Origin of the sequence: Streptomyces ziwulingensis (genome assembly GCF_039542605.1) — a bacterium.
Lineage (GTDB): Bacteria > Actinomycetota > Actinomycetes > Streptomycetales > Streptomycetaceae > Streptomyces > Streptomyces ziwulingensis.
This window is the reverse complement of sequence record NZ_BAABIG010000007.1, coordinates 68,798-95,327: the sequence shown is the minus strand read 5'-3', so window position 1 is coordinate 95,327 and position 26,530 is coordinate 68,798. Positions and strand designations below refer to the sequence as shown.

General features: G+C 72.4%; 21 protein-coding genes. 13 read left to right on the top strand and 8 right to left on the bottom strand.

The window, feature by feature from the left end; genetic code table 11:
* Nucleotides 1-19 precede the first annotated feature (19 nt).
* The gene (locus ABEB00_RS03305; protein WP_345617311.1) at nt 20-2,776 is read right to left on the bottom strand and encodes an AAA family ATPase; all 2,757 of its coding nucleotides are present in this window, start codon (nt 2,774-2,776) and stop codon (nt 20-22) included.
* Between the two features lie 249 nt (nt 2,777-3,025).
* Here ABEB00_RS03305 and ABEB00_RS03300 point away from each other — a divergent pair, with 249 nt between their 5' ends.
* From ABEB00_RS03300 to ABEB00_RS03290, 3 genes are all read left to right on the top strand, one after another.
* Nucleotides 3,026-4,075: a medium chain dehydrogenase/reductase family protein gene (locus tag ABEB00_RS03300; protein ID WP_345617310.1), complete on the top strand. Its 1,050-nt coding sequence runs from the start codon at nt 3,026-3,028 to the stop codon at nt 4,073-4,075.
* 188 nt (nt 4,076-4,263) lie between these two features.
* Nucleotides 4,264-4,902 (top strand): ABC transporter permease, encoded by a 639-nt coding sequence (locus tag ABEB00_RS03295; protein WP_345617309.1) that lies wholly within the window; start codon nt 4,264-4,266, stop codon nt 4,900-4,902.
* 74 nt (nt 4,903-4,976) lie between these two features.
* Entirely contained in the window at nt 4,977-5,666 is a 690-nt protein-coding gene (locus ABEB00_RS03290; RefSeq protein WP_345617308.1) for an SRPBCC family protein, read from the top strand.
* A gap of 106 nt (nt 5,667-5,772) precedes the next feature.
* On the opposite strand, the gene ABEB00_RS03285 is transcribed toward ABEB00_RS03290, so the two are convergent.
* The 5 genes from ABEB00_RS03285 to ABEB00_RS03265 all read right to left on the bottom strand — a co-directional run bounded on the left by ABEB00_RS03285 (nt 5,773) and on the right by ABEB00_RS03265 (nt 12,028).
* Nucleotides 5,773-6,834 carry an acyltransferase family protein gene (locus ABEB00_RS03285; RefSeq protein WP_425586423.1) on the bottom strand — a complete coding sequence of 354 codons (1,062 nt, stop codon included), beginning with the start codon at nt 6,832-6,834 and terminating at the stop codon, nt 5,773-5,775.
* Between the two features lie 371 nt (nt 6,835-7,205).
* On the bottom strand, nt 7,206-7,724 hold the full coding sequence (locus tag ABEB00_RS03280) for an O-acetyl-ADP-ribose deacetylase (RefSeq protein WP_345617306.1): 519 nt from the start codon (nt 7,722-7,724) through the stop codon (nt 7,206-7,208).
* Nucleotides 7,721-9,130: a phytoene desaturase family protein gene (locus tag ABEB00_RS03275; RefSeq protein WP_345617304.1), complete on the bottom strand. Its 1,410-nt coding sequence runs from the start codon at nt 9,128-9,130 to the stop codon at nt 7,721-7,723. The genes ABEB00_RS03280 and ABEB00_RS03275 overlap by 4 nt, the downstream gene beginning before the upstream one ends.
* Nucleotides 9,131-9,229: 99 nt before the next feature.
* On the bottom strand, nt 9,230-10,081 hold the full coding sequence (locus tag ABEB00_RS03270; protein WP_345617303.1) for an inositol monophosphatase family protein: 852 nt from the start codon (nt 10,079-10,081) through the stop codon (nt 9,230-9,232).
* A 120-nt stretch (nt 10,082-10,201) separates the two neighbouring features.
* Nucleotides 10,202-12,028, bottom strand: a complete 1,827-nt coding sequence (locus tag ABEB00_RS03265) for a gamma-glutamyltransferase family protein (protein ID WP_345617302.1) — start codon at nt 12,026-12,028, stop codon at nt 10,202-10,204.
* 516 nt (nt 12,029-12,544) lie between these two features.
* On the opposite strand from ABEB00_RS03265, the gene ABEB00_RS03260 reads away from it, so the two are divergent.
* The 8 genes from ABEB00_RS03260 (at nt 12,545) to ABEB00_RS03225 (ending at nt 21,306) form a co-directional block, all read left to right on the top strand.
* Nucleotides 12,545-13,648: an SAM-dependent methyltransferase gene (locus ABEB00_RS03260; protein ID WP_345617301.1), complete on the top strand. Its 1,104-nt coding sequence runs from the start codon at nt 12,545-12,547 to the stop codon at nt 13,646-13,648.
* A gap of 28 nt (nt 13,649-13,676) precedes the next feature.
* Nucleotides 13,677-14,255, top strand: coding sequence for a GNAT family N-acetyltransferase (locus tag ABEB00_RS03255; RefSeq protein WP_345617300.1), 579 nt, complete (start codon nt 13,677-13,679; stop codon nt 14,253-14,255).
* 192 nt (nt 14,256-14,447) lie between these two features.
* Nucleotides 14,448-16,157 (top strand): WD40 repeat domain-containing protein, encoded by a 1,710-nt coding sequence (locus ABEB00_RS03250; protein WP_345617299.1) that lies wholly within the window; start codon nt 14,448-14,450, stop codon nt 16,155-16,157.
* Complete coding sequence (locus ABEB00_RS03245) at nt 16,154-17,311, top strand: glycosyltransferase (RefSeq protein ID WP_345617298.1); 1,158 nt, start codon at nt 16,154-16,156, stop codon at nt 17,309-17,311. Before ABEB00_RS03250 ends, ABEB00_RS03245 begins: the two co-directional genes overlap by 4 nt.
* Nucleotides 17,301-18,467, top strand: coding sequence for a hypothetical protein (locus ABEB00_RS03240; protein ID WP_345617297.1), 1,167 nt, complete (start codon nt 17,301-17,303; stop codon nt 18,465-18,467). Before ABEB00_RS03245 ends, ABEB00_RS03240 begins: the two co-directional genes overlap by 11 nt.
* On the top strand, nt 18,464-19,279 hold the full coding sequence (locus ABEB00_RS03235; RefSeq protein WP_345617296.1) for a PIG-L deacetylase family protein: 816 nt from the start codon (nt 18,464-18,466) through the stop codon (nt 19,277-19,279). Before ABEB00_RS03240 ends, ABEB00_RS03235 begins: the two co-directional genes overlap by 4 nt.
* A 3-nt stretch (nt 19,280-19,282) precedes the next feature.
* The gene (gene ribA / locus ABEB00_RS03230; protein WP_345617295.1) at nt 19,283-19,939 is read left to right on the top strand and encodes a GTP cyclohydrolase II RibA; all 657 of its coding nucleotides are present in this window, start codon (nt 19,283-19,285) and stop codon (nt 19,937-19,939) included.
* Nucleotides 19,936-21,306 carry an MFS transporter gene (locus ABEB00_RS03225; protein WP_345617294.1) on the top strand — a complete coding sequence of 457 codons (1,371 nt, stop codon included), beginning with the start codon at nt 19,936-19,938 and terminating at the stop codon, nt 21,304-21,306. Before ribA ends, ABEB00_RS03225 begins: the two co-directional genes overlap by 4 nt.
* 21 nt (nt 21,307-21,327) lie before the next feature.
* On the opposite strand, the gene ABEB00_RS03220 is transcribed toward ABEB00_RS03225, so the two are convergent.
* Nucleotides 21,328-22,059 (bottom strand): formylglycine-generating enzyme family protein, encoded by a 732-nt coding sequence (locus ABEB00_RS03220; RefSeq protein ID WP_345617293.1) that lies wholly within the window; start codon nt 22,057-22,059, stop codon nt 21,328-21,330.
* 62 nt (nt 22,060-22,121) lie between these two features.
* Nucleotides 22,122-22,925 (bottom strand): DUF3159 domain-containing protein, encoded by an 804-nt coding sequence (locus ABEB00_RS03215; RefSeq protein ID WP_345617292.1) that lies wholly within the window; start codon nt 22,923-22,925, stop codon nt 22,122-22,124.
* 232 nt (nt 22,926-23,157) lie between these two features.
* Here ABEB00_RS03215 and ABEB00_RS03210 point away from each other — a divergent pair, with 232 nt between their 5' ends.
* Together ABEB00_RS03210 and ABEB00_RS03205 are read left to right on the top strand one after the other, a co-directional pair.
* Entirely contained in the window at nt 23,158-23,790 is a 633-nt protein-coding gene (locus tag ABEB00_RS03210) for a TetR/AcrR family transcriptional regulator (protein WP_345617291.1), read from the top strand.
* Nucleotides 23,791-24,912: 1,122 nt separating this feature from the next.
* Nucleotides 24,913-26,502, top strand: a complete 1,590-nt coding sequence (locus ABEB00_RS03205) for a nitroreductase family protein (protein ID WP_345617290.1) — start codon at nt 24,913-24,915, stop codon at nt 26,500-26,502.
* Nucleotides 26,503-26,530 lie beyond the last annotated feature (28 nt).

Sequence of the window (26,530 nt, the reverse complement as noted above, 5' to 3'; positions counted from 1 at the left end):
TTACCTTACAGCGCGAAGCTTATGGATGTTCTCCTTGGCCGCCGAGGTCCCCGAGGGCGGGATGGTCGCGGAGGTGCCTGCGGGAGGTGATGCCGAGCTTGCGGAAGAGGTTGCGCAGGTGGGCGTCGACGGTGCGCGGGCTGAGGAAGAGCCGGGCGGCGACCTCCTTGGAGGTGGCGCCGGTGGCGACCAGCCGCGCGATGTACATCTCCTGCGCGGTGAGCTGGTCGTAGGCGGGCCCGGACCGGCCGGGAGCCCGCTCCCCGGTGGCGCGCAGCTCGTCCGCGGCCCGCCGGGCGAACGCTTCCACGCCCGCGTCGGACAGCAGCTCGTGGGCGGTACGCAGATGGCGGCGGCAGTCGCGCCGGCGGCCCGCGCGCCGCAGCCACTCCCCATAGAGGAGATGGGCCCTGGCGCGGTAGGGCACCATGGGGCTCTTCTCCAGGTGCTCGACGGCCTCCCGGTAGTGGTCCTCCACCCCGGTCACCAGCCCGCGCGCGTACGCCGCGACGCCCAGGCCCGAAAGGGTGCCGCCGGCCTCGGTGCGCTCGGTGAGCGATTCCAGGGCGGTGGCGGCGGCCTCGCGCTCCCCGCACCGGACGGCCGCCTCCACCAGCTCCGGCAGCGAGATCCCGGCGAGGAAGAGGTCGCCGTGCGCGGTGGCCCGGCGGGCCGCGGCCAGCGCGGCCGGGTAGTCGGCCAGGCCGTTGTGGAGCACGGCCGCCGCCCAGTGCGTGTTGGCGATCAGTTGCCCCGAACCGCGGACCGTCGCCGCCTCGGTGACCTCCTCGAACAGTTCCAGCGCCGGTTGGCGACGGCCGCGCAGCGCGGCCAGGTGCAGCCGGTGGTACGTCACCGGGGGCCCGCCGATCGCGTCGGCGATCGCCTCCTCCTCCGCGATCGCCGCCCGCGCCCGTCCCAGGTCGCCGCGGAACACGGCACCGGACGCCGTCTGGGCGAGGCCCAGGCGCAGGACGAGAGGCGAACCCGACTCACGGCCGGTCTTCATCAGCCACTCGCTGATCGCCGTATGGGTGTGCGGGTCCCACAGCTCGGTCGCGAGCATGGCGGCGAGCGCGGGCCGCCGGGTCCACAGCGGGGCGCCGTCGCCGTCGAGGGCCTTGCGCAGCAGGGGGACCGCCGCCCGGTGCCCGTCCGCGTCCAGCCGGATCAGCGCGTCCAGGACGTCCGGCCCGCGCGGTGCGGGCGCCGCGGACCGGGCCGCCGCCAGCACCAGGTCCATCACCCCGGCGGCCCGGCCGACGACCAGGCTCATCTCCAGCGCGTCCAGGAAACAGTCCCGGGACCGTTCCGGGTCCGGTCCCGCGAGCCGCCGCGCCGCGCGCAGCATGAACATCGGGCCGTCGCCGTCGTTGTGCCGTACGAAGGCGATCCGCCCGCGCAGCGACTCGGCCCGGGCTCGCTGGAGTTCGTCCAGTGCCGCGTGCTCGACGGTGGTGAGGAGTTCCACCGCGGTGGCGGTGGCGCCCGCGTCGAGGTTGGCCCGCACGGCCGTGAGCGTCCGTTCGGTCCGCCGGCCGGTGTCCAGCGACAGGGCCGCCGCGCGTTCGAGGAACGCGGCCGCGGCCACCACCCCGCCACGCGCGCGGGCACGGCGCGCGGACCGCTCCAGTTCGGCGGCCACGTCCTCGTCGGGGCCGGTGCAGGCCTGGGCTCGGTGCCAGGCGCGCCGGTCGGGGTCCACGACCGGGTCGGTGGCCTCTGCCAGCACCCGGTGGGCCGTACCGCGCTGCTCCGCCGTCGCGGCCCGGTAGACCGCGGACCGGGCCAGCGGGTGGCAGAACCGGACGCGGGTGGAGAACTCGATCAGGCCGGTGGCGGCCGCGGCCGCGCCGGACGTCGCCGGATCGAGGTCCAGCCGGCGCGCGGCGGGCCACAGCAGGCCCGGATCGCCGGTCGGGTCGGCGCTCGCGACGGTCAGCAGCAGCCGTACTCCGTCGGGCAGTCCGGCCAGCCTGGACCGGAACCCGCGCTCGATCCGGGTCGGCACCGACGGCGTGTCCGGCGGGGCGAACCCGCCGGCCCCGGGCAGTTCGAGCAGGGCCAGGGGGTTGCCCCGCGCCTCGGCCAGGATCCGCTGACGGACCTGGTCGTCGAGCACGGTGTGGCTCCTGGCCGCCAGCAGGGTCCGCGCGTCGGCGTCGCACAGCCCGCCGACATACAGGGCGGGCAGTTCGTCCAGTTCGCCCGAGCCACGGTCCGGTCCGTCCTGGCCGTCCTGGCCGTCCGGGGTGCCGTCCGGCGGGCGGAGCGCGAACATCATCGCGACGGGCTCGCAGGTGACGCGCCGGGCGAGGAAGCCGAGCACCTTCGACGACTCCGCGTCCAGCCACTGGGCGTCGTCGATCAGGCAGAGCAGGGGGCGTTCACGGGCCGCGCAGGCCAGCAGTTCCAGGGTCGCCAGGCCGATGCGGAACACGTCCGGCTCGCCCGGGACCAGTCCGAACGCGGTCCGCAGGGACTCGCCGTGCCGGTCGGCGAGGTCGGCGAGATGCGGCAGCATCGGCACACAGAGCTGGTGGAGGGCGGCGAACGGCAACTCCTGCTCGTACTGCGACCCGCACGCCCGGACGGTCCGGAACCCCGAGGCCGCCCGCCCGGCGTGCTCCAGCAGCGCGGTCTTGCCGATGCCCGCCTCACCGCGCAGCACCAGGACCCCGCCGCGCCCCTCGCGCGCGGCGCCGGTCAGCTCCTCGACCCGGCTCATCTCGGCCTGCCTGCCGACGAGTTGACCAGAAGGGTGCGGCGACTTCATGCCGCATACGTTAGGGCAGGCCCAGGGGGTCACGACGAACCGCCCGATAGGCGAACTTCACCGACGCGCGCGGACGCGGGCGGGCGCGAGACTGACGGCCCGACAGGCGGCGCGCTCCGGAGGTTCTCCGACCCGTTGCCTTACACAGTGAAGTTTACGGCCGCGCCCTCTTGCCCGCCGTGAGCTAACGCGTATAGCCTTACGACCGTAAGCAAACAGTCGAAGCCCCCCAGATCCCAGAGGTATCTCATGAAGAGCACCGTCACCACCTCCGTGACCGAGATCGTCCTGCCCGGCGCGGTCGAGCCGGACGGTCTGGAACTCCGGACCCGCGACCTGCCGGCCCCGGCCCAGGGACAGGTCGTCCTGCGGATGGACGCGACCGGGGTGTCGTTCGCCGAGCAGCAGATGCGCCGCGGCAAGTACTACGACCAGCCACCGTTCCCCTTCGTGCCCGGCTACGACGTGGTCGGCACGGTGACGGAGGCCGGCCCCGGGGTGCACGGCTCGCTCGTCGGACGCCGGTTCGGCGCGGTCACCAAGACCGGCGCGTGGGCCAGCCACCTGCTGATCGACGCCGTGGACCTGATGCCCGTGCCGGACGGCGTGGACGCGGCCGCCGCCGAGACCGTGCTCGTGAACGGCGTCACCGCCTGGCAGATGCTGCACCGCGTCGCCGAGGTCAAGGGCGGCGGGACGATCGTGGTGCTGGGCGCCAACGGCGGCGTCGGCTCCACCCTGGTACAACTGGCCCGGCACGCCGGGATCACGGTGATCGGCACGGCGTCCGCCCGCCACCACGCGACCGTGCGCGGCCTGGGCGCCGCCGGCATGGTGGACTACCACGACCCGGACATGTACGGCCGGATCCGGGAACTCGCGCCGGAGGGCGTGGACGCGGTGTTCGACCACGTCGGCGGCGCCGGCGTGGAGCAGTCCTGGCAACTCCTGCGCCGGGGCGGAACGCTGGTCTCGTACGGCACCGCGGCCACCAAGGACGAGGCGGGCAACTCGCAGTTGCCGGTGCTGAAGCTGTTCGGGCGGCTCGCCGCGTGGAACTCCCTGCCGAACGGCAGGAGCGCGCACTTCTACAACTTCTGGGCGGGCCGGCGCCGTTGCCGGGCCTCCTGGCAGCGGCGGATGACCGAGGACCTGACCCAGGTGCTGGAGCTGGTGGCCGACGGCACTCTCACCCCGCAGATCGCCGCGCGGATACCGCTGTCGGACGCCGCGTCGGCGCTGGCCCTCGCCGAGTCCCGCACCGTCGCCGGAAAGATCATCATCGTTCCCGAGGCGTGACCTTCCGAACGGCGCCGCCGGTCCGGTTCACCGCGGCCCCGTACCCGCACGGCTCGGCACGACACCCACAGCACCGCACGCACGGCACGCACGGCACGGCACCACGGCACGACACCGACGCAGTCGCCTCCCGACTCGTCCGCACGGTCCCTTTGACGACGCCCCACCCCCTCCCGGAGGCATCCGCCATGTCCGTCACCACCATCCTCCCGCCGGTCGGCACCGACCGTCCGGCCGTGGCACGCCTCCAGGGCGACGTCGACAACCGTGCCACCTACATCAGCTTCGGGCTCGCCTATCTGCTCGGCCACGGCTCCGCCGCCGTCTCCGGTGGCGACGATCCGCTGCTCGGCCTGCCCGGCTGGCTGCCGATGACGCTGCTCGGCGCCGGGCTCGCCCTCGGCACCGTCCAGGCCACCGCCGCCGCCCTGCGTGCCCAGCACACCGCCACCGACGCCGGCGTCGTGCTCACCGGCAAGCTCCTCGGCGCCGCCTGGGTCACCGCGTTCGCCGCCCTGTTCCTCGCCATCACCGGGCTGTCCGCCACCCTCGGCCTGCCCGACGTGCAGTCCCTGCTCTGGCCCACCGGCTCCGGTTTCGTCGTCGGCCTGCTCTACATCGCCGAGGGCGCCGCACGCCGCAACCTGCTCCACTACGGCCTCGGCACCTGGCTCGCCCTGACCTCCACCGCGGCACTTCTCCTCGGCAGCTCCGGACTGTACTGGGTCCTCACCCTCGCCGGCGGCGGCGCCTACGCCCTCGCGACGGTACTCGAAGGCCGCCGCCTCGCCGCCCGCACGGGCCGGCCGCGGCTCGGGCACCGCTGACACCGCACATCACCGCCCCCTCCCCCTTCTCCTCTCTCACCTCCCCTCACCCGCAACACGTCCGAAGGAGCAACATGTCCAGCACCAGCCCCGCGTCCCGTTCCGGTCGACCGCTTCCGCGCGCCCCCCGGACCCGGATACGCGCCACTGCGGTCGCGGCCTCGCTCGCCGCCTTCGCGATCCTCGCGAGCACCGGACCCGCCCAGGCCGCCCCCGCTCACGCCGGCGCCGCCCACCACACCGGCGCACTCAAGTGCCAGGGCAAGGGCGTGGACCCCGGCGCCCTCATCCGCTACCGGACCGACGTCGTGATCAAGGCGCCGGTGCGTATCGTCTTCAAGCTGCAGACCGACGTCGAACGCTGGCCGTCGTGGCAGGCTCCGGTCTCCTCCATCAAGCGGCTCGACCCCGGCCCCCTCCGCGAGGGCTCGCGGTTCCGCTGGACGACCCCGGCGCCCGCCACCCCCACCACCCCCGACACCACCCTGGAGATCACCTCCACCGTCCGGCAGCTCGACCGGAACTCCTGCATCCGGTGGGCCGGCCCCGCCGTCGGTGTGGGGCTGCGCATCGACGAGGGCGTCCACGTGTGGAAGTTCACCGAGGTCAAGGGGGGTGTGCGCGTACAGACCGAGGAGAGCTGGACCGGCGCCCAGGTCGAAGCGGACGTTCCCACCGCGACGGCGGTCCTCGGCGGGGGCCTCGAACAGTGGCTCCGTGAGCTGAAGGCCACGGCGGAGGCCCACCGCACGGCGTCACGCTGAGGGCTGTCCACATCTCACCGGCGCGGCGGCGGTGAAACGGCCGTCGCCGCGCTGAACATGATCAGAGCCTCCGCGGTGACCCGGCAACGCGAAAGCTGGCCGGGCTTCACGGCGTGAGCCGGGCCTCTTCTCCGCGTGCCTGCTGGGGGATCAGGGGAACGTGGGACCCCGGCGCCGGCAGGGTCACTTGCGGCGGGGCGGGTGCCGGGGCGGGGTTCGGGGCGAGCAGCCAGCCCACCGGGGGCCGGGTCAGCGGCTGGGCCAGGCGACGCACGGGCGGTGACGCGAGAAGCGCCGTGAGCAGGACCCCGCCCAGCAGCAGGGCGATCAGCTCCGGGGTGGTGTCGGCCCGTGCGATCAGGCCCTTCTCCCGCAGCGGCAGGATGACCAGCGGATGCAGCAGGTAGACGGTGAAGCCGCCCGCGCCGAGCGCGGAGACCAGCGGCAACCGCCGCTTCGGCATCAGTCGCAGCAGGCACAGCACCAGTGCCGCCGCCGAGGCCAGCACCGCCAGACGTACCAGCCAGGCGCCCTCCATGCCCAGCGGGGTGTCCGCCTTGTAGGCGTGCCGCATCGACAGCCAGGTGCCCTGGATGTCCCAGTGCCACTGCCAGGCCACCAGCCCCGCGGCGAACACCCCGGCCACCGCCACCGGCAGGCTCCACCGGCTCTCGAACCAGTCCCGGAGCATTCCCTGCCCCAGCCGCCAGCCGAAGTAGAACAGCGGCAGGTAGACCAGGGTCCGGCTGGCCGAGAACTGGAGGCCGAACTCCTCCACGTACCCGACCGCGAGGGCCACGGCCGTGGTCACCAGGAGCGGGTGGCGCAGTTGCGCCACCAGCGGCAGCAGCAGCCGCCAGAAGAACAGCGACATCAGGAACCACAGCGTCCACGGAAGCTGCGTGATGTGCAGGGCGAACGGCGAGCCGAGGGCGTACGACTCCACCGAGAACAGCACGCTGAACAGGAGCGCGGGGAACACGATGCTCCGCAGCAGGGTACGCAGATGGCGCGGGCCGAGCGGCCCGGCGCTGCTGAAGACGCCGGCCAGCACCACGAAGGCGGGGACCCGGAAGGCCCAGGCCGCGACGTGGAAGGCGTGCAGAGCGCCGTACTCGTTCATGATGCTGCCCATGGTGTGCAGCACCACGATCAGGGCTGCGGACACGAACCGGGCATTGTCCCACCAGGGGTTCCGGGCCGGGCTCTTGCCGAGGGCACCCGGGACGCCGGCGGCATCGGTTCGGTCGGTGGGCCCCGGGAGGCTGGTGCGGCCCCTGGTCTCGGCGGCGGGTCTCGGCGTCGGGCTGTCCATCGCGGGCGCGTGCTCCTGACGAGGTGGTGGAAACAGAAGGGGCCACCTTTGCGATTCCTGTGGAGCGTTCGGTTACGCCGTCCGATGCGTGTGGTGAACGTCGCGTGTACACGAGGTGCCTGATGCCGGCTCCCGACCTGAACTCCGCGTTCCGGTTCCGGCGCCCCTCGGGCCGGCCGGTGCCTCGGCCGCCGGGGCCCGCCCCGTCACCGGGGCCGGCCCCGTCACCGGAGTCGGCCGAGCCGGGCGGCGAACGCGGCGTGGGCCCGGTCGTCGAAGAGGACGAACCTGACCTCCTCGACCTCGGTGTCCGCTGCCCGCACCGCCGCCAGGGCGATACGGGCCGCGTCCTCCAGCGGCCAGCCGTACACACCGGTGGAGATGGCCGGGAAGGCGACCGTCCGTGCTCCCAGTTGGTCGGCCACGCGCAGGGACTCGTGGTGGCAGGAGGCCAGCAGGGCGGAGCGGTCCTCCCCGGCGGACCAGACCGGGCCGACGGTGTGGATGACCCAGCGGGCGTCCAGGTCGCCCGCGGTGGTGGCGACCGCCCGGCCGGTCGGGAGGCCCTTGCCGTAGTGCCCCGCGCGCAGTTCGCGGCAGGCGGCCAGGATCGCCGGGCCGCCGCGGCGGTGCAGGGCGCCGTCGACGCCGCCTCCGCCGAGCAGGGAGGAGTTGGCCGCGTTGACGATCGCGTCGGCGCTCTCGCGGGTGAGGTCGCCCTGGACCAGCGTGATGTCGGTCATGTCTGCCTCAGTCTCCGCCAGACGGCCTTGGCCGCGTTGTGTCCCGACATGCCGTGCACGCCGGCGCCCGGCGGGGTCGCCGCGGAGCAGAGGAAGACGGCGGGGTGGGGGGTGGAGTACGGGTGGAGGGAGAGTTTGGGGCGGAGCAGGAGCTGGAGTCCGCTCGCGGCGCCGGTGGCGATGTCCCCGCCGACGTAGTTGGCGTTGCGGGCGGCGAGTTCCGGGGGGCCGGCGAGGGCGCGGGCGAGGACCCGGTCGCGGAAACCCGGTGCGAAGCGCTCCAGTTGGCGTTCGATCACGTCGGTGAGGTCGCCGGTCCAGCCGTGCGGGACGTGGCCGTAGGCCCAGAAGACGTGCTTGCCCGCCGGGGCCCGGGAGGGGTCGACGACGCTGGGCTGCACGGTGATCAGGAACGGCTTCTCGGGCGCCCGGTCGGTGCGGGACGCCGCGTGCAGGGCGGCACCGATCTCCCGGTGGTCCGCGCCCACCTGCACGGTGCCGGCCACCCGGGCCTCCTCGGCCGTCCAGGGGACCGGGCCGTCCAGCGCGTAGTCGACCTTGAAGACGCCGGGGCCGTACCGGTACGTGTCGTAGTACCGCCCGAATCCGGCGATGCGGGCCAGCGCGGTGGGCGAGGTGTCGAAGACGTAGGCGCGCGCGGGCGGCAGGTCGTCCAGCCGCTTGACCTCGTAGTCGGTGTGCAGGGTGCCGCCGAGGTCGGCGAAATGGGCGGCGAGGGCGTCCGAGAGGGACTGGGAGCCGCCGCGGGCGACCGGCCAGCCGCGGGCGTGCGCGGCGAGGGCGAACACCAGCCCGATGGCACCGGTGGCGAAACCGCCGAGCGGGGCCATGACGTGTGCGACGAGCCCGGCCAGCAGGGTCTTGGCCTTCTCGTCGCGGAAGCGGCGCATCAGCCAGGTGGACGGCGGCAGGCCGGCGAGGCCGAAGCGGGCGAGGGTGACCGGGTCGCGGGGCAGCGCGGTGAGCGGCAGCGACATGAAGTCGCGGGCGAGCGTGTCCCAGCGGGGCAGGAACGGCGCGACCAGCCGCCGGTAGGTGCCCGCGTCGCGGGGCCCGAAGGAGGCGGCGGTCTCGCCGACCGAACGGGCCAGCACGGCGGCCGAACCGTCCGGGAACGGATGGGCCATGGGCAGCTCGGCGTGCAGCCACTCCAGGCCGTAGCGGGCCAGCGGGAGGCCGCGGAAGGCCGGGGAGTTGATGCCGAGGGGGTGGGCCGCCGAGCACGGGTCGTGGCGGAAGCCGGGCAGGGTCAGCTCCTCGGTGCGGGCCCCGCCGCCCACCGTGTCCCGCGCCTCGAAGACGGCGACGGAGAAGCCGCGCCGGGCCAGCTCCACGGCGGCCGTCAGTCCGTTCGGCCCCGCACCCACCACGACCGCATCCAGCATCGACGGCACCTTGGGACCCTTTCGTCAGCCGATGGCCACTCGTTCAGGATATGCCCGGCCGCCTGCCTCCTCAGGCCCCGGGCCCGCGGCCGCCCCGTGTCAGGCCGTCACCCCGCCCGCCAGCAGGCCCACCACGCGGCGGGCCGTGGCCGCGTCACGGGCGGCGGTGAACGGCAGCTCGTTGCCACCGGTGATGCGGAAGGGCTCGCCGGTGGCGGTCAGGTGGACGCCGCCGGCCTCCTCCACGAGCAGCAGGCCCGCCGCGTGGTCCCAGGCCGCCTCCCAGGAGAACGCCGTGGCCTCCAGCTCGCCGCGGGCGACGGCCAGGTACTCCAGACCCGCCGAGCCACAGGGCCGGGGTGCCGCGCCGGGGACGTCGAGGGCGCGCAGGGCGTGCTTCTGCTCGTCGGTGGTGAAGTCCGGGTGGGAGGTGGCTATCCGCAGGTCGCGGCCGGGCTCGGGCGGACCGGCGTACAGCCGCTCGCCGTCCAGGAAGGCGCCCTTGCCGCGTACCGCGGTGGCGAACTGGCCGCGGGCCGCCGCGAACGTCCAGGAGGCGTGGACGACTCCGTGCCGGGCGAGCGCGACCAGGGTGCAGAAGTCGGATTCGCCGTGCACGAACTGCCGGGTGCCGTCGACCGGGTCGACGATCCACACCGGCGCCTCGCCGCTTATCGCCTCGTACGAGGCCGGGTTGGCGTGCACGGCCTCCTCGCCGACGACGACCGATCCGGGCAGCAGGGCGGCCAGCGTCTCCGTGAGGTACCGCTCGGCCAGGCGGTCGGCGTCGGTCACCAGGTCGTGCGGCGCGCTCTTCTGGTCCACCTCGTGCGCGGCGAGCCGGCGCCAGCGCGGCATGATCTCCTGGGCCGCCGCCTTGCGGACGGCCCCCTCCACCTCGTCGGCGTGCCGTGCGAGAAACTCGTCGATGGTTCCGTTGTCCTCGATCATGGCTCCATGAGAGCACGCGGCACTGACAATCCCCACCCGGCCGGTGCACTCCGTGCGTAATCGGCATGAACAGCGGGTTCGGAGCGCAAGGGGCGGTGCCCGGCCCCCGGCGGGACCGGGTCAGCGACCCACCGCGTACCCCTGCATGCCCCTCGCGTTGGCCGCCGCCGACAGGATTCCGGTCCCCGGATCGCGTGCGACCGCGCACAGCCGGCCCTCGGACCACGCGTCACCGACCGTCACGTCGTGGCCTCGGCGGCGCAGGCCCGCGACGACCTCCGGGGGCATGCGGGACTCGACCGTCACGCTCCCCGGGCGCATGCCGCGCGGGAAGAAGGAGCCGGGGAAGCTGTCGTTGTGCCAGTTCGGGGCGTCGATCGCGCCCTGGAGGTCGAGACCGCCCCGCACCGGCTCGCGCAGCGCGACCGCCAGCAGGAAGTGCAACTGCCACTGGTCCTGCTGGTCGCCGCCCGGCGTGCCGAACGCCATGACGGGCACGCCGTCCCGCAGGGCGATCGACGGCGTCAGTGTGGTCCGCGGGCGGCTCCCCGGCGTCAGCGAGTTCGGCAGGCCCTCCTCCAGCCAGGTCATCTGCAGCCGGGTGCCGAGCGGGAAGCCCAGTTCGGGCACGACGGGGTTGGACTGGAGCCAGCCGCCGCTGGGCGTGGCCGCGACCATGTTGCCCCAGCGGTCGACGATGTCGAGGTGACAGGTGTCGCCGCGGGTGCCGCCGTCGGCGGCGGCCTCCGGCTCCCCCGGGACGGGTGAGGTCGGGAGTTTCGCGACGGTCGGCTCGCCGGCGCCCATCGGGACGGTGCCCGGGGCGCCGGTGGCGGCCACGCTCGCGTGCGCGCCGAGCCGGGGGACGCGCCCGCCGGGGTGGCCGGGGCGCAGCGCGTACGAGGCCGTGTCGCCGACGAGGGTGCGGCGGTCCGCGTTGTAAGTGTCCGACAGCAGCTCGGCCAGCGGGACGTCGGCGGCGTCTCCGTACCAGCCCTCCCGGTCGGCCATGGCGAGCTTGCAGTTCTCGATCAGCAGGTGGACGTAGTCGGCAGAGCCGTACGCGGGCAGCCGGGGCGGGAGCAGGGCGAGTTGCTGGAGGAGGACGGGGCCCTGGCTCCAGGGGCCGGCCTTGCACACGGTCCAGCCGTTCCAGTCGTACGTCGCCGGTGCCTCGTAGGTCGCGGACCAGCCGGCCAGGTCGGCGGCGGTGAGGGTGCCGGTGCGGCGCTCGCCGCTGGTGTCCATGGTGGGGCGCCGGGACTGCCGTACCAGCGCCTCGGCTATGAACCCGGTGCGCCACACCCGGCGGGCGGCCTCGATCTGCGCGACCCGGTCCCCGGCTCCGGCGACCTCGTCGAGCAGTCGTTTCCAGGTGGCGGCGAGGGCGGGGTTGCGCAGCGGCTCGCCGGGGCGGGGGGCCTTGCCGTCCGGCAGGTACAGGTCGGCCGAGGAGGTCCACTCGGTCTCGAACAGTTCCCGTACCGACTCCACGGTGGCGCCGATGTTCTCCACCGGCGGGTGTCCGTGTTCGGCGTACCCCACGGCGTGGGCGAGGACGTCGGCGAGGGTCTTGGTGCCGTAATCGCGCAGGAGCAGCATCCAGGCGTCGAAGGCGCCGGGTACGGCGGCGGCGAGGGGGCCGGTGCCGGGGACCAGGTCGAGCCCGAGCCCGCGGTAGTGCGCCACGCTCGCGCCGGCCGGGGCGACGCCCTGTCCGCACACCACCCGCACCTCGCCGCCGGCCGGGGCGAGCAGGATGGGCACCTCGCCCGCGGGCCCGTTCAGGTGCGGCTCGACGACGTGCAGGACGAAGGCTCCGGCCACGGCGGCGTCGTAGGCGTTGCCGCCGTTCTCCAGGACGGCCATCGCCGACTGGGAGGCCAGCCAGTGGGTGGACGACACCATGCCGAAGGTGCCCTGGAGAGTAGGGCGGGTCGTGAACATATGGCCTCTCACCTCGCTGTTTCCGCTTTTCCGGGAACCCCCGGCGGGTTCCGTGGTCCGAGATAAACATTCCTCGCCGCGTCCAGCAACGGACCGTGCTGATCCGGCCACGGTTCACCGCCCCTGCCGAGCCCGGAGTCCGGTGCGGGTGGCTCACCTCTCCGGAACCGGCCGTACGGCACGCTGTCACCCGGGGCTTGCCGTCCTGCCACCCCTCGCGCCGCGTTCCCGCACGGAACTTCCGAAGGAATGTTTATTAATCGGCCGTTCGTAAGGGGGGCATCGCCCACCCGGCATATGGAAACAACGCTGCATAAACAGCGCCCCGCTTCCCTCGGAGCCGAATGGACCCCGGAGCATGATTGGCTGGATCTCCCCCTTGCCGAGACCTCCTTCCCGGAGAGTTGATCACCCCTACGCATGCTTTACATTGCAACAACGGCGTGCATAGAGTTCGGGTCGGCAGGTTCGAGCGCAGCGGCGGGGGTTGTTTTGCATACCGTTCTGGCCCATTCCGTGGTCGATGTCGTGAGTGAATTCATGAGCGTACTGAATCCGTCGGACGAGCCATTACGTATCGCGCTGACCGGGCCTGAGGGAAAGGTTATCGAGCTTCCTTCGGGAAGTCTTGAGGAGCGCATCGATATTCTGCTGCGCGAAGCCGGCCCGGCCGGAGCGGAGAGGCAGCCCCAGGTCCCGGAGATCGCCCTGGACGCGGCACCGGGTGATGTCTGGTGGACGCACAATCCCGCCGACTGGCGGGCTCCGCAGGCTCACGCGGGGTTACTGGCGGCGCGGCTGGCAGGCAGCCGCCCCGTGCGCCACTCGGTCGGTCACGCGGGTCATTCCCAGTTCGTCGTCGACCGGGTGCGGCCGCTGGACGGCCGTCTGCTGACCGCGAAACTGGACGCACTCAACGCGCTGTCCCCGGAACTGCCGCCCGGTACGGCGAAAGAGCAGCGGATCATCACCGCCACGGTTCCCGCGTGTGAGCAGTTCTTCACTCTCTCCCCTGGTCAAGCCGAGCATCTGCACTATCTGCTCTATGCCACGCACACCGACGTCCGAGTACCGGCCGACCCATGGGGACTGGACACCTCCGCGTACGAGCGGGCCCGCCTCACCGCCACCTGCCGCTGGGTCCGGGAAGTACTGGGTGGCACGGAATTCACCGTCGCCGAACCCGGCGCCTGCGAGGGGGCGCTGACCGCGCTGCTCTGCGAGGCCGGCTTCACGGTGAAGGCCACGGAGCCACACCGTGAATTCCGCAGAAGGCTTGCCGAACGGATCAGCGGCGCCGCCGAGACAACGGCGGACACCGTCGAGGAACTGGCTCAGCGGCGGCACCTTCCGGCCGATGCCTACTTGCTCGCCGAAATCCTCTACTACCTTGACGACTTCTCCGTGCTCGACGACCTCCCCACGGATCTGCTACTCGTCACCGCCCCGCCGGAACTGCTGGAGAGCACGGTGCTCCCCTGGTTCACCGGTCCAGGAAAAGGGACATGGCGGCTGACCGGGCAGCGCACTCTCGTCGGACCCCGCATGGATTTTCTGGTGGACGGCATAGCTTACCAACGGAAAAGGGGAAGCGTCGGACTTGCCTATCGCCGCGGCTGACCGGTTCCTCACACAGAAAGGAATCAACGTGCCCCACGCATCGGTCCATGGCGCACTCGTCTGGGAGCGCAGCCCGGAGAACGACATCACGGCCGCCGGACATCGTTCTCTGCACCGGCTGCTGACGGAGTCCTTTCCCTACACATCGGAACAGTTCACCGGCGGCCGGAGCTGGGCCGGAGCCCGTCCCGAGCGCCGGGTGACCGCCTGGCTGGACGGCCGCCCGGTGGCACACGCCGGGCTCCTGCGGCGGTTCCTCCGCATCGGGTCCCACGAACAACTGATCGGCGAGGTCGGCCTCGTGGCCGTCGCGCCCGCACTCCAGGGAACCGGAGTGGGGCGGTCGCTCGCCGAGCACGTCCGTGCCTGCCTGGTCGGGCTCGGTGTCCCGTTCGGCTACCTGAACTGCCACGACTCCGTGCTCGGTTACTACAAGGCAGTCGGCTGGCAGCGGCTGGAAGGCACCAGAACCCGGCACTGCGAGCCCGGCGACGAGCTGACCGCCGTCACCACCACCGCCCATCCCATGATCCTCCCGCTGGGGCCCGGAGGGAGGAAGGACTGGCCGGCCGGCTCCTTGATCGAACGCGACGGCACAGAACTCTGACCGAAAGGCGACTGCCCGAAGTGCCACCGCGCGAAACACCGCCGCACGCAATACCGCTGCCCGCAATACCGCTGCCCGCAATACCGCTGCCCGCAATATCGCTGAGTGAAATACCACCGCGCGAAATACCACCGTGTCACCTGCCGCCGCGCGAAATGCCGCCGCGCGCGATGAATCGAAGGGAACACCGTCGTGATCCGCCACTCCAGCCCCATCAGCGGCGTTGCCGCGTACGGCGACGCCTACGTCGCCACCGCCGGGTATGACAACCACGTCATTCTCTGGGATCAGCGTTCTCGCGTCGCGCTCGCCCGGGTGGCACACGACCACCTGGCCAATCAGTGCGCGTTCAGTCCGGACGGCGCGTTCCTGGTCTCCTCCTCCAGCGACTACAGCGCCCGCATCTGGTCGGTGCCCGACATGCGGCTGCGGTCGGTGCTCGGCAGCCACGAGGACGACGTGGAGATGTCGGTGTTCCACCCCACCATGGAGAAGGTGGCCACAGCCTCCCGCGACCACCGTGTCCGGGTCTTCGACTTCTCCGGGAACCTCCTGCACGTCTTCCACGGCCACGAAGCCGATGTGATCTCCGTGGAGTGGAGCCATGACGGCCGGGAACTCATCAGCTCCAGCGACGACGGGACCATCAAGCGCTGGTCCCTGGAGACCGGCCGCCTCGTCGAGAACCTCGACCTCGGGGGCGTGGAGACCGACACCGTGGCCATCGGCGGCGACGGCACGGTGTACGCCGGGAACGACGAGGGTGAACTGATCGTCATCCGCGGTGGTGAACGGCGGTACGTACCCGCCCACGACGCCGGAATCAAGCGCGTCGTGCTGGGCCGGTCCCAGGGATTGCTGATCACTTTGAGCTATGACCGGACCATGCGGGTGTGGGACCTGTCGGCCGACCTCCCCCAGTTGCGCGACAGCGTGGCCCTGCCGCCCGTGGTCTGGCCGCGGACCTGCGCCTTCGCCGGTGAGTCCGAGATCGTCTTCGGGACGTTCGGCGACAGGTACCACCGGTACGACTTCGCCAAGGGTCTCTGGCACGGCGAGGACATATCCCCGACCTGGGGTCTCAACGCCGTGGCGGTGCGGAACGGGTCCGTGTACACCATCGGCGACGCGGGCACGCTGTGGCGCGACGGCGTGGTCCACACGGAGCCGGGAAGTCTGTGCAACTTCCTCACCGTCGTCGGGGACACGGTGATCACCGGAGGGCAACTGGGCACCGTCTTCGACGCTCTCACCGGGACCCCGGTGCACCAGCACCGCTCGCCGCTGAACTGCGGCGTCGCCTTCGAGCGCAAAGGCAGGCGCCACGTCGTGGTGGGGACCTACACCGGTGAGGGGATCGTGCTGACCGAGACGCCGGACGGCGGCGGGCTGGGCCAGGTGGAGACCGTGCGACTGCACTCCAACGCCGTGAAGGGCGTCGCGGCCTCCGGTGATCTGCTCTTCTCGGTCTCGGCGGACGGCGCGGCCGCCTGGCACGACACGGACGACCTGACCGTACGTCATACCCGCCAGGACGCACACGGAATGATCGCCAACGGCTGTGTCGGACTGGGCGGCGGCTGGTTCGCCAGCGTCTCGCGCGACCGTGTGCTGCGCATCTGGGACCCGGAGTTCTCCAGCACCGAGGTGCCCACTGCCCACCGCCACTCCCTCAAGTGCGTCAGCGCCGACGACCGGGGCCGCCACATCGCCATCGGGGCCTACAACGGGCGGATCACGGTGTACGACCGGGAGACCGGCCGCTGGTCGGCCGACGTGCGCCCCACGACGGCCGGCATCTCCTCGCTGGCCTACGACAACGGCCGGAACCTCTTCCTCGCCTCGTCCTACGACGGATCGGTCTACGAGGTCGCGCCGGACGCCTCCCGGACCGCACGATGACCGATCTGCTGGTGCCGACGGCGCCCCTGCATCCCTACGCCGTGCCGGACGTCCCGCCGGGCTGGCGCCCCACCAGACGCCTGACGCTGCTGATGCCGCTGTACCGGGAGAGCGCCGCCACCTTCGAGCGCTCCGCGCGGGCGGTCGCGGCCCTCGACTACCCGGACGGACTGCTCCAGGTGCTGTGGCTCGTCGAAGCCGGGAGCGCCGGCCACCGCGACGCGGCACTCGCGAGCACCGCGATGGAGGCCCACCGGAGACCGGGACAGGACTGGCGGCTGCTGAGGCTGCCGGACATGAGCCCCAAGGGAGCCGCGCTGAACCACGCCTTCCCGTACGCCGACGGCGAGGTGATCGGGATAGTGGATGCCGACGTGGTCCCCGCGCCCGGACAGCCGGCCGAGGCCGTCCTCGCCCTGGAACGGGGGAACGCCCTGGTACAGGCCGAGGAGATCAGCGAGCCGGGTGCCGGAGCGGCCTCGCGGGCCAAGGCTGCCGAGGACGCGGTGTGGCACGCGTCGGTGCGCGGCCTGAAGCGGCTTGCCGGAGTGCACGTGGTGGCGGGCAGCTCGGTGTACGCCTGGACCGCGACCTGGGATCTGGTACGTCCGGTGCGGTCCGACGACGTCGAGGAGTCCTACCACTGGTCGCTGCGGTTGATGAGCGCCGGGGTGCCGACCGGGTTCCTCTCCGCCGCCTCGCGGGTCTCCGCGACCGAGAGCCCCGCCGCGGCGCTCCGGCAGCGGGCCCGCTGGACCCGCGGCCAACTGCGGGCGGTGGCCGTGAACTGGCCCGGTCTCTCCGCCCGCGGCAGGCTGCTGGGGGCGGTCACCGTCTGCTCGCTGGCCGCCAGGGCCGCGCTTCCCGTGCTCTGCGCGGGTGCCGTCGTCGCCCCCGTACTGCGCCCGGCGGCGCTCGCCCTGCTGCTCGCCGACACCGCCTGCGTCCTGGGCGCATGGCGCGACCCCGGCTATCGCGGCCGTACCGACGCGGTCGGCTGGGCCCTCGTCGTGCCCTGGCACCTGCTGGGTTCCCTCTCCGTCTACCTGGCACTGTACGAATGGCTCAGGGGGGACCGGAGCTGGCACAGCGTCCGGGCCGGGGGCGAGGCATCCGCCGCCGGCGCGCCGGAGGGAGGACTCCGTGTCGGCTGACGGCGCCGCGGCCACGACAGCGGTGATCAGCGCGGCGGTGATGACCCACCCCCGCCGGCTGGAGGCGGCCGCACGGCTGGCCGCCTCGCTGCCGCAGTGGCGGACCGCCGTGGTCCCGGATCCGAGTCCCGGGGCCGAGCCCAGCGCGCTTCGCACGGCCCGGGCCGCGTGGGCCGCGGTCGGGAAGGACGCCGGCCACCATGTCGTGATCCAGGACGATGTGGTGCTGAGCCGGGACTTCGCCGCCCATGTCGCCCGCGCGGTGCGCGAGTTCCCGGACACCCCGCTGGCGTGGTACGCCAACTGGAACTCGTGGAACGGAGCGGCCACCAGGGCGGCAGCCCTCCAGGGCGCCTCCTGGGTACCCGCGGTACCGGGAGAGTGGACGCCCAGCCTGGCCCTGGTACTGCCGCGCGAGGACGTCGAGGCGTTGCTGGACGTCGTACCGGAGCACCCCGCGGAGCGGCACCCGGATGACGCGGTGCTGGCCCGGGAACTCGCCCGGCGGGGGCGGCAGGTGCTCATCTCGGTGCCGAACCGGGTGGAACACGCCGACCAGGACAGTCTGGTCGGCAACGACGTGTACGGGCCCCGGCGCGCCGCGTGCTTCGCGGACGGCGCGGCGGCCGGCGTCGGGCCTTCGGGCACGGTGGCGGACCCACCGCACGTCCTCGTCCATCTGTTCAAGGGCCGCATCCATGTGGTCCTCGGCGGCGCCGGCACTCCGCGCCGGATGTCCCGGACCGGGTACCTGCGCGCGGTGGGCCTCGGCGAGCGCGGACAGCGGCGCTGCGGCGACGCCGTGGCGGCGCTGCGCGCGCCGGCCGGCCTCGGCCTGCTCTGCGAGGAGCTGTGGTACGCCTCCTACCTCATGGCGCTGCACACTCCCACTCCTCGCGAGCCCGTCTCCGGGGACCACGTACGGCGGTGTCTTCGCAGCCTGGTCCTGGGCGGTACCGCGGACCGGGCGGATCTGCGGGGGTGGGCGCTCGGCCGAGTGGAACAGCTCGTCGGCCTCGCCGAGAAGGGCCTGCGGGCCGGCTTCCACGACCGTGCGGTCCACGGCCGGCCCGCCCCGCTCGGCCCGGAGCGGCTGGCCGGACTCCCCCGGGCATCGACGATCTGGACGCATCCGTTGACGCTGGAGGAGAGATGACCGCCGTCCTGCTGTTCTCGCCGCACGCCGACGACGTGGTCCTGTCCTGCTTCCACGCACTCGGGCCGGGCAGCGAAGTGGTCACCGTGTTCGCGGGCGTGCCCGACGACCCCGGGCTGCTCGCCCCCTGGGACGAACGGCTCGGTGCGCGCAGTTCCCGTGAGTTCGCCCTCGAACGGCTTCACGAGGACGCCGCGGCCTACGCCGGGACGGGTGTCCTGCTGGACGCCTGGCGTCATCTGGACGGACAGTACCGGCCGGGGCCGCCCGACACCGACGCGTTGCGGGCGGCGATGCGGGAGCGGATCGCCCGTGCCGGGGAGGTCTGGCTGCCCGCGGCCATCCGCGACCACCCCGACCACGTCCTGGTCCGTGACACCGGCCTGGCGGCCTGTCATGACCTGGCCCGCGCCGCGCCGCCGCCGCGGGTGCGGTTGTACGCCGAATACCCGTATCAGCTCTTCCAGATGAGCAACCGCCACCGGGCCGCCGGCACGTACGAGGGATTCACCTGGCACAACCGGGATGCCATCGCGCTGACCGAGTGGTTCGAGGAACGGTTCGCCGGTTCTCCCGCCACCCCCGGGCCGCCCCGGCTCTCGGTGCTGTCCGCCGACGCGGTCGCCGCCAAGGAACGTGCCGTCCGCTGCCACCGCACCCAGGTCACCGAACTCGACCGCCAGGTGAACGGGACGCTGCTGGACCCCGGCAACCTGAGCCGCGAGTACTGGTGGGCGCTCACGACAACCCGGGGAGCCGACGAAGACCGGTTCGCCGCACCCGACACCGACGCCCCGGCACGGAGGAATTGACGCATGAGCAGTATGAGTACGACCGCCGCCGATCATCCCGCTCCGCTGCGGCCGGGAACGGTCCGCGCCGACGTCCCGGTACCGGTGCAGACCAGTTCGGGCACGGTGATGGCGAGAATGGTGACCTTCGCCGGCCTGGTGGACGAGCGCGAGCACATCGCCCTGGTGTTCGGGGACCGGCAGCGGGAGGCACCCCTGGTCCGAGTCCACTCGGAATGCCTCACCGGAGATGTGTTCGGCTCCGGACGCTGCGACTGCGGTCCGCAACTCCGCGAGGCGGTGAACCTTCTCGCCGCCGAAGGCGGCTTCCTCCTCTACATGCGCCAGGAGGGCCGGGGCATAGGTCTCTACAACAAGCTGGACGCCTACCTCCTCCAGGACCAGGGCCTGGACACCTTCGCGGCCAACCGGGAACTGGACTTCGCCGACGACCTGCGGGACTACCGGCCTGCCGTGCAGATGCTGGCCGCCTTCTCCGTCCGAGCCGTCCACCTGATCACCAACAACCCGGACAAGGCCAGACAACTGGACGACAACGGTGTGGAGGTTCGCTTCACCCGCACCACCAGCACCTTCGTACGCAACAGCAACCGCGATTACCTCTTGGCCAAGAAGTTCGCCGGCCACCGCATCCAGATACCCGACCCGGAGCGGACGTGAGCGGCCCGGCCGACGCCGCGAGCAGGAGAAGCCGCCGGCTCGACCGGCTGGGGATTCCGCACCTGTCCGGCAGCGGAAGAATCGTCGCCGCGACCGCGCTGGACTCCTTCGGCGTGGGCATGTTCATCCCGCTGAACTTCCTGTTCTTCCTCCTCACCACCGATCTGACGGTCCAGCAGGTCGGATACGGGACCAGTCTGGCGACGCTGCTGTCCCTTCCGGTGGCGCCACTGGCCGGTATCGCGGTGGACCGCTGGGGGCCCAAGGCGTCCTTGGTCGCCAACAACGTTCTCGCGACCGTCGGTTACCTGTGTTACCTGCTGGTCGACAGCCAGGTCTCGTTGGTCGTCGTCCTGTTCCTCGTCCTGTGCGCGGAGCGCATGTACTGGGCATCGTGGCCGGCCTTCGTCGCCGACCTGGCGCACGGAGCGGAACTCGACCGGTGGTACGCCTTCACCGCCGCCGGGAAGAACGCGAGCGTGAGCCTCGGCGGCGCGGTCGGTGGTGCCCTGCTCGCCAGCGGCTGGTCCGGCGCGGCCGTCCTGATCGTCGTGCTGAACGCCGGCACCAGCGCGGTCACGGCGCTGCTCTTCGCCTTTCCCGGACGCCGGATCGAGCACACCCCCGCGCCCGCGGCAGATCCCACCGCACCGGACCCGGTGCGCGGCGCCGGCGGCCGGGACGAACCGGACAAGGGCCGGGAGACGAGCGAGGGGAGCAGTTGGCGGGCCCTCGCGCGGGACCGGACGATCCTCGTGCTGATCGGCGCGCAGGCGGCGTTCGTCTTCGCCTGGCTGATCCCCACCATCATCCTGCCGGTCTACCTCGTGGAGGTGCGGGGGCTGCCGGCCTGGCTGCCCTCGACCGCGCTCACCCTCAACTCCCTGCTGATCGTGCTGGCCCAGTCCGCTCTCACCGCCCGGTTGGGCACCTGCCGGCGCAGTCGGGTCATCGCCTGGAGTTCCGTGCTGATGCTCGGCACGGTCCTGCTGCTGGCGCTCCTGCCGGTGCTGTCCTCCGGTACGGGTGTCGTCCTGGTCTACACGGCGGTCCTGCTGTTCAGCGTCGGGCAGATGGCGGCGACCCCGGCCATGACGGCCGTGTCCGCCACCGCGGCGCCCCGGCACGCACGAGGCAGGTACCTGTCCATGGTCAGCCTGACCTGGACGGTGTCGGCGATCACCGGACCGGCCCTGGTCGGGTCCCTCGCCGAGCGGCACACACTCGTACTGTGGGCCGTGCTGGCGGCGTTGACCGCGGCGGGCGGACTCGGCTACCACCTCGCGGGCCGCATGTCACCGGAACGCCTGGGAGCGCCCCGGGCGACGCGGCGGCGGGACCGGCCCGCCGAGCCCCGGACCACTTGAGTGCCGGGGCCGGCCGCGACGTCACCGGGCCGGCGCCGCCAGGCGGAAGCCCACGCCGATCGCCGCCAGGTCCCGGTCGTAGACACCGTGCCGGCGGGCACAGCGGGCGAGGTCCCGGTCGTGGCAGAACGCACCACCGCGGGTGACGTGCGGGTCGAACGCCCAGCTCTCGGTGCGCGGCACCCCGGCGGGAGCGCCCGGGTAGGGGGCGTACCGGGTGGACGTCCACTCGTCGGCGTTGCCCGCCATGTCCAGTACGCCGAAAGCACTGGCGCCCCGGGGGAAGGACCCGACCGGCACGGTGGTGCCGATGCCGAGATCCACCAGGTTGGCCAGCCCGCTGCGGTACGACGTCCCCCAGGGGAACTCACGCTCGTCGTCGCCGCGGGCGGCGCGTTCCCACTCCGCCTCGGTCGGCAGCCGGACACCCGGGTCACCGAGCCGCTCTCCGAGCCAGTCGCAGTAGGCCGCCGCCTCCTCCCAGCTCACCCCGGTGACCGGATGGTCGTCCGGCGCCCGGGGGACGGACCGGGCCGTGGCCCGGGCGAACGGCGCCCACTGGCCGACCGTGACCTGAGTCCGAGCGATCCGGAAGGCGGGCAGCCGGATGCGGGCGCGAGGAGCCTCCTTGCGGTACCACTCCTCCGGCACCCCGGTGTCGGCGTAGCGGCGGGTCACCTCCGCCACGTCCTCGGCCGGCGTGCCTCGCCACAGGGCCCCGGCCGGCACGTCCACCCAGTCCACTTCTTCCACTGGTCAGCCTCCCTACGGGTCCGGCCGGACCTTGCGTCCCGCCGTGCGGAAGACCCGCTCCATCATGCGCCGCTCCGGGCGGGCCGCTGTCCGGCGGGGGCCTTGAGCCGCTTGGCGGAGCGCCGGCCGGCCCACAGGACGACCAGGAAGGCCAGGGCGAGGAGCGGGTAGCCCATCACGATCCTCATGACGGCCAGCCAGCCGGTGCGGTCGTCGTCGTACAGCCACTGCCAGACGGCGCCGCGGGCCGCGAAGACGGCGGTCAGCGTGAGGGTGGCGATGTCGTAGGCGCGGCGGGAGGGCTTGTCGCGGAGCCAGGCGGTTCCGGTGCCGTTGAGTGCGCCCCAGATGACGCCGGCCAGCGGGCGGCGGACCAGGACGGAGACGAGGAAGAGCGCGGCGAGTGCGACGTTGCTCCAGATGCCCGTCAGGAAGAAGCCCTTGGCGGAACCCGTCTTCCACGCGACGAACGAGGCGACCGCGACGCCGAACAGGCCGGAGAGCGCCGGCTGGACCGGCTCCTTGCGGACCAGGCGTGTCACGGCGATCGCCAGGGCGACGCCGACGGCGGTGCAGATGGCGGGGACCAGGCCGAAGGCGGAGTTGGCGAGGACGAAGGCCACGATCGGCAGCCCCATGTACACCAGACCCGTCGTGCCGCCCATCTGCTCCAGCGGGGTCTGCTTGGGCGGGGTCTGCTTGGGCGGGGTCTGCTTGGGCGGGGTCTGCGGCGGCGGGTTCTGCCCCGGCGGGTTCTGCCCCGGCGGGTTCTGCCCCGGCGGGAGGCGTGTCGGCGGGGCCGGCGAGGCGTGGCCGGAGTCGGCGGGTGCGGTCCCCGGGACGGCGGAGTGTCCGTGTTCGATCATGCGAGATCAACTCACCAGGTAGGTGTCCGGATGGACAGACGGCTGGACGGATGGCCGGACGGATGGCTGGACGGATGGCTGGACCGGCGGCCGGGCCCGCTCCGCACGCTCCCCTCGTCTCGGGACGACTGCGCTCTCGGCCGCGCTGCCGACCGGATGCCCGCACTCCCAGGATTGATGTCACAGTCTCTGCATTCATTAAATGCCCTATAAGCGCAGGTAGAGTGGCTTCATGCCGGAAGGGACGCGAAGTTACCGATCCAAGCGCCGCGAGCAGGCGGCGGCGCAGACTCGCCAGGACATCCTGGACGCCGCGCGCCACCTCTTCAGCACGCGCGGTTACGCCCGCGTCACCATGACCGACGTGGCGCGTTCGGCCGGCGTCGCCGTGAAGACCCTCTACGGCAGCGTGGGCACCAAGACGCAGATCCTGCACGCCCTGTTGACAGCCGACCTGGCGGACTCCCGCGCCGGGGAGACGAACGACACGCTCCGCCTGACGCGGGATCTGCCGTCGGCGGTCGGCCACATCGCCCATGTCACCCGGGTCGACACCGAGCGTTTCGCCCGGTCGATCGAGCTGCTGCTGTCGTCCGCGGCGAGCGACGAGAGCGCCCGCGAGGTGCACGACCAGGTCCTGACGCAGTACCGCGAGGCACTGCGCGGCAGCGCCCGGCACCTGGTCGCCCTCGGCGCCGTCGCCCCGCATCTGACCGTCGAGGGCGTCGCGGACCGCCTCTGGCTCTGCTTCGGGCTCTCCGCCTGGCGCACTCTCGTCACCGAGTGCCACTGGGACTACGACGCGGCCGAGCGCCTGCTGACCCGCCAGGCCCTCCTGCTGCTCCGGGACCCCGAGTCCGCGTGAGGGCCTCCGGGCGGCGCGCGGCGCTCACTCCCTCTCCAGAGCGCCCGCCTTTGGCCACATCTGGCGGACAGTGATCGGTCCGGCAGGCGGCGGAGGAGCAGTTCCGGACACATGGAATCCGGCACTCCGGCGGTGCCGCGCGAGAAGCGGTCGCGCATGCCCCGGGGATATTCCGCGCATACCGCCAAGTGGATCAGAGAGCGCGCGACGCCGGCGCACCGGGCCGCGGGACGCGCCCTCCGGTCGGGCCGGCGAGATCGACACCGTTCTGAACTGCGGTGCGATCGATCATTTCGCTTCGAAGTGGCGCGCCGCCTCGCGTCCACCGACGACCGGACTTCCTTTCGCAGAGTTGACCTATGGCCATCGTTTTCCGGAAGGCGATCGAACGCGATCAGTTTCCCGGCTTGGCGGATAAGTGAGTTGTCGCCATCGGCCAGGACACTAGAGTGATGAGCGACTTTGTAAACGATCGACCCGGCGCCTTCCGGCGCTTGACCGGACCCGCTCGCCTGCAGCGTCTCGAAATATGAGATTTCTGGTCGGCGACGACCGCCGGTGCCGTCGGATGGATCATCGCATTCCTGGATCATGTGGGGAGGACGAGCAGTTCATGATTCGGGACAGTTGTCGCACGAGCCGATCGCACTAGGGACACCAGGCGACCGCCCTGCCGTCTCACCTGCCTCTTTCTGACACCGCCGCCCCCGGCCGGAGCACACAGAGCCGATCAGGAGAGACGGAACCGTAGAGCTGTCGGGAAAGTTCATTTATGCTCCATTTCACCCATGGCGAAAAGGTGCATACATGAGCGCCGCCCCGCCCTGTGCGGGTTCCTTCTCATGCCGTCCTCATGCCGTCGAAAAGACAAGTTTCACCGGCCGTTCAGCAAACTCACGCCGTCCGGGGCGGCCGCTGATAAAGAAAGTTTCCGTACACGACGATCAAGCGGAGTGGCTGCGGCCGATGCGTTCTGCCCTGCGGGCGTGAATTCCAGCGGATATTGCGGAGGGAACCGACGATGGCTTTCAGGGGAAACCGGCGACCGCCGGGAAAACCGGCGGGACGCACATCGGCCGGGCAGGACGCGGCAGCGAACCGCGGCGCCGGCCAGGGGGGAATATGAGCACCGTGGAAACGAGGAGCGACACCGACCTCAATGAACGCCTCGACCCGCTTTTAGCAAGGTTCTGGGACGAGACACGACTGCGCGCGAACCCGCAGACGGCCGGGGAGACGCCGTTCGCCGGGGCCGCCCAGGCACCACCGCCGGACATCCCCTCGTCCTGGACCGCCATCTCCAAGGTGCTCGGACTCGGATACGGCGAACGCGCCGGTGCCGTGATCACCAAGGGCCGGACCCTGATGCGGGCGCGCACCACACCGTCCGCCGGAGCGCTCTATCCCTTCGAACTGCTCGTCGCCTTTCGTGGTGCCACCACCTACGAGTTGTACGACTACGAGGTCGCCGGCTGCTGTCTGCGGCGGATCGGGACGGTCGAACAAGGCTCACTGGACGGCCTGCTGACCCTGCCGCAGGCCCCGGCCCCGCAGCCGGACGCCGTGGTCGCCGTCGTCGGCAGGCCCTGGGCCTCCATGCGCAAGTACGGGCGCCGGGGCTACCTCTACACCCACCTCGACGGCGGGCACGCGGCGGCCAACATCACACTGGCCGCCGAGGGCGCCGGGTTCCTGCCGGTCACGCACCTGCGCTTCGACCGGGACACGGCGGCCGAGGTGCTCGGACTCACCGGGCGGTGCCGTGAGCCGCAGGCCCTCATCACCCTGACCGCCTCGCCGACGACGGCGCCCGCCGCGGCCGGCGCCGCCGCCAACCCCTTCGCCGTACCGATCTGGCGCCACGGCGACGGCACCCGCCCCGAGGAACCGGGGACGGCGGAGCAGGAGGCGTGGCGGTCGGTGCGGTCCATCAGCACCTTCCACCGACCGGACGACACGCCCCGCCGGTACGGCAGTTCACGTACGGTGGCCGCCGTCCCGCAGGGGTCCGGCGCGCTCGGTGGGACGGGGACTCCCGGCGACTCCGGTACGGCGGCGATCGCGCTCGCCGGGGCCGACCGCGGCCGCCCGGACGGCCCCCGCGCCGCCTTCGCGCACCTCGCCCTGACCCGCGCCTCCGCGAAGGGGTTCCTGCCGGCCGCCCTCGGCGAGGAGGCCCTCGGCCAGGTCCTGGCCGGGCTCCGCCAGGAGACCACGACGGACTCCGCGGACGGGCCCCGGGCCGCACTGCGCGTCCTGGTCCACTCCGTCGAGAACATCGCGCCGGGCAGCTACGCGTACACCCCCGACCGGCACGTCCTGCACCCCCTGAGCGGCGGCGCCGGCACGCAGGAGGCGGTCGTCGCGTCCTGCATGAACCAGGACGTGGTGCGCTCCGCGGCGCTGCTGCTCGTCCTGCACGCCCCCATCGGTCCGCTGCTCGGGGGCCGGGGCCGCCAGGCGCTCGCCGAGCTGCACCACCACGCCGCGAGCGCCGCGCAGCGGCTCTGCCTCGCCGCCGCCGGGCAGGGGGTCGGCATCACCTGCCTGGGCGGGTTCGACACCGATCTGGTCTCCCGGCTGGTGGGACTCGACGGACCCGAGGAAGCCATCTACGTCCTGGCCTGCGGCCGGCCCGACGAGAGAGCGGTCAAGTGGGACCGGGCGCCGATCGCCTACAGCCACGGCCGCGGGCCGGCCCTCCACAGTTGACTCCCGCCGTTCACCACGATCACAGAGA

What these genes read in the sequence shown, in the direction of transcription:
- ABEB00_RS03305 (WP_345617311.1), bottom strand. Translation starts at nt 2,776, where the DNA reads ATGAAGTCGCCGCACCCTTCTGGTCAACTCGTCGGCAGGCAGGCCGAG.
- ABEB00_RS03300 (WP_345617310.1), top strand. Translation starts at nt 3,026, where the DNA reads ATGAAGAGCACCGTCACCACCTCCGTGACCGAGATCGTCCTGCCCGGC.
- ABEB00_RS03295 (WP_345617309.1), top strand. Translation starts at nt 4,264, where the DNA reads ATGTCCGTCACCACCATCCTCCCGCCGGTCGGCACCGACCGTCCGGCC.
- ABEB00_RS03290 (WP_345617308.1), top strand. Translation starts at nt 4,977, where the DNA reads ATGTCCAGCACCAGCCCCGCGTCCCGTTCCGGTCGACCGCTTCCGCGC.
- ABEB00_RS03280 (WP_345617306.1), bottom strand. Translation starts at nt 7,724, where the DNA reads ATGACCGACATCACGCTGGTCCAGGGCGACCTCACCCGCGAGAGCGCC.
- ABEB00_RS03275 (WP_345617304.1), bottom strand. Translation starts at nt 9,130, where the DNA reads ATGCTGGATGCGGTCGTGGTGGGTGCGGGGCCGAACGGACTGACGGCC.
- ABEB00_RS03270 (WP_345617303.1), bottom strand. Translation starts at nt 10,081, where the DNA reads ATGATCGAGGACAACGGAACCATCGACGAGTTTCTCGCACGGCACGCC.
- ABEB00_RS03265 (WP_345617302.1), bottom strand. Translation starts at nt 12,028, where the DNA reads ATGTTCACGACCCGCCCTACTCTCCAGGGCACCTTCGGCATGGTGTCG.
- ABEB00_RS03245 (WP_345617298.1), top strand. Translation starts at nt 16,154, where the DNA reads ATGACCGATCTGCTGGTGCCGACGGCGCCCCTGCATCCCTACGCCGTG.
- ABEB00_RS03235 (WP_345617296.1), top strand. Translation starts at nt 18,464, where the DNA reads ATGACCGCCGTCCTGCTGTTCTCGCCGCACGCCGACGACGTGGTCCTG.
- ribA (WP_345617295.1), top strand. Translation starts at nt 19,283, where the DNA reads ATGAGCAGTATGAGTACGACCGCCGCCGATCATCCCGCTCCGCTGCGG.
- ABEB00_RS03215 (WP_345617292.1), bottom strand. Translation starts at nt 22,925, where the DNA reads ATGATCGAACACGGACACTCCGCCGTCCCGGGGACCGCACCCGCCGAC.
- ABEB00_RS03210 (WP_345617291.1), top strand. Translation starts at nt 23,158, where the DNA reads ATGCCGGAAGGGACGCGAAGTTACCGATCCAAGCGCCGCGAGCAGGCG.
- ABEB00_RS03205 (WP_345617290.1), top strand. Translation starts at nt 24,913, where the DNA reads ATGAGCACCGTGGAAACGAGGAGCGACACCGACCTCAATGAACGCCTC.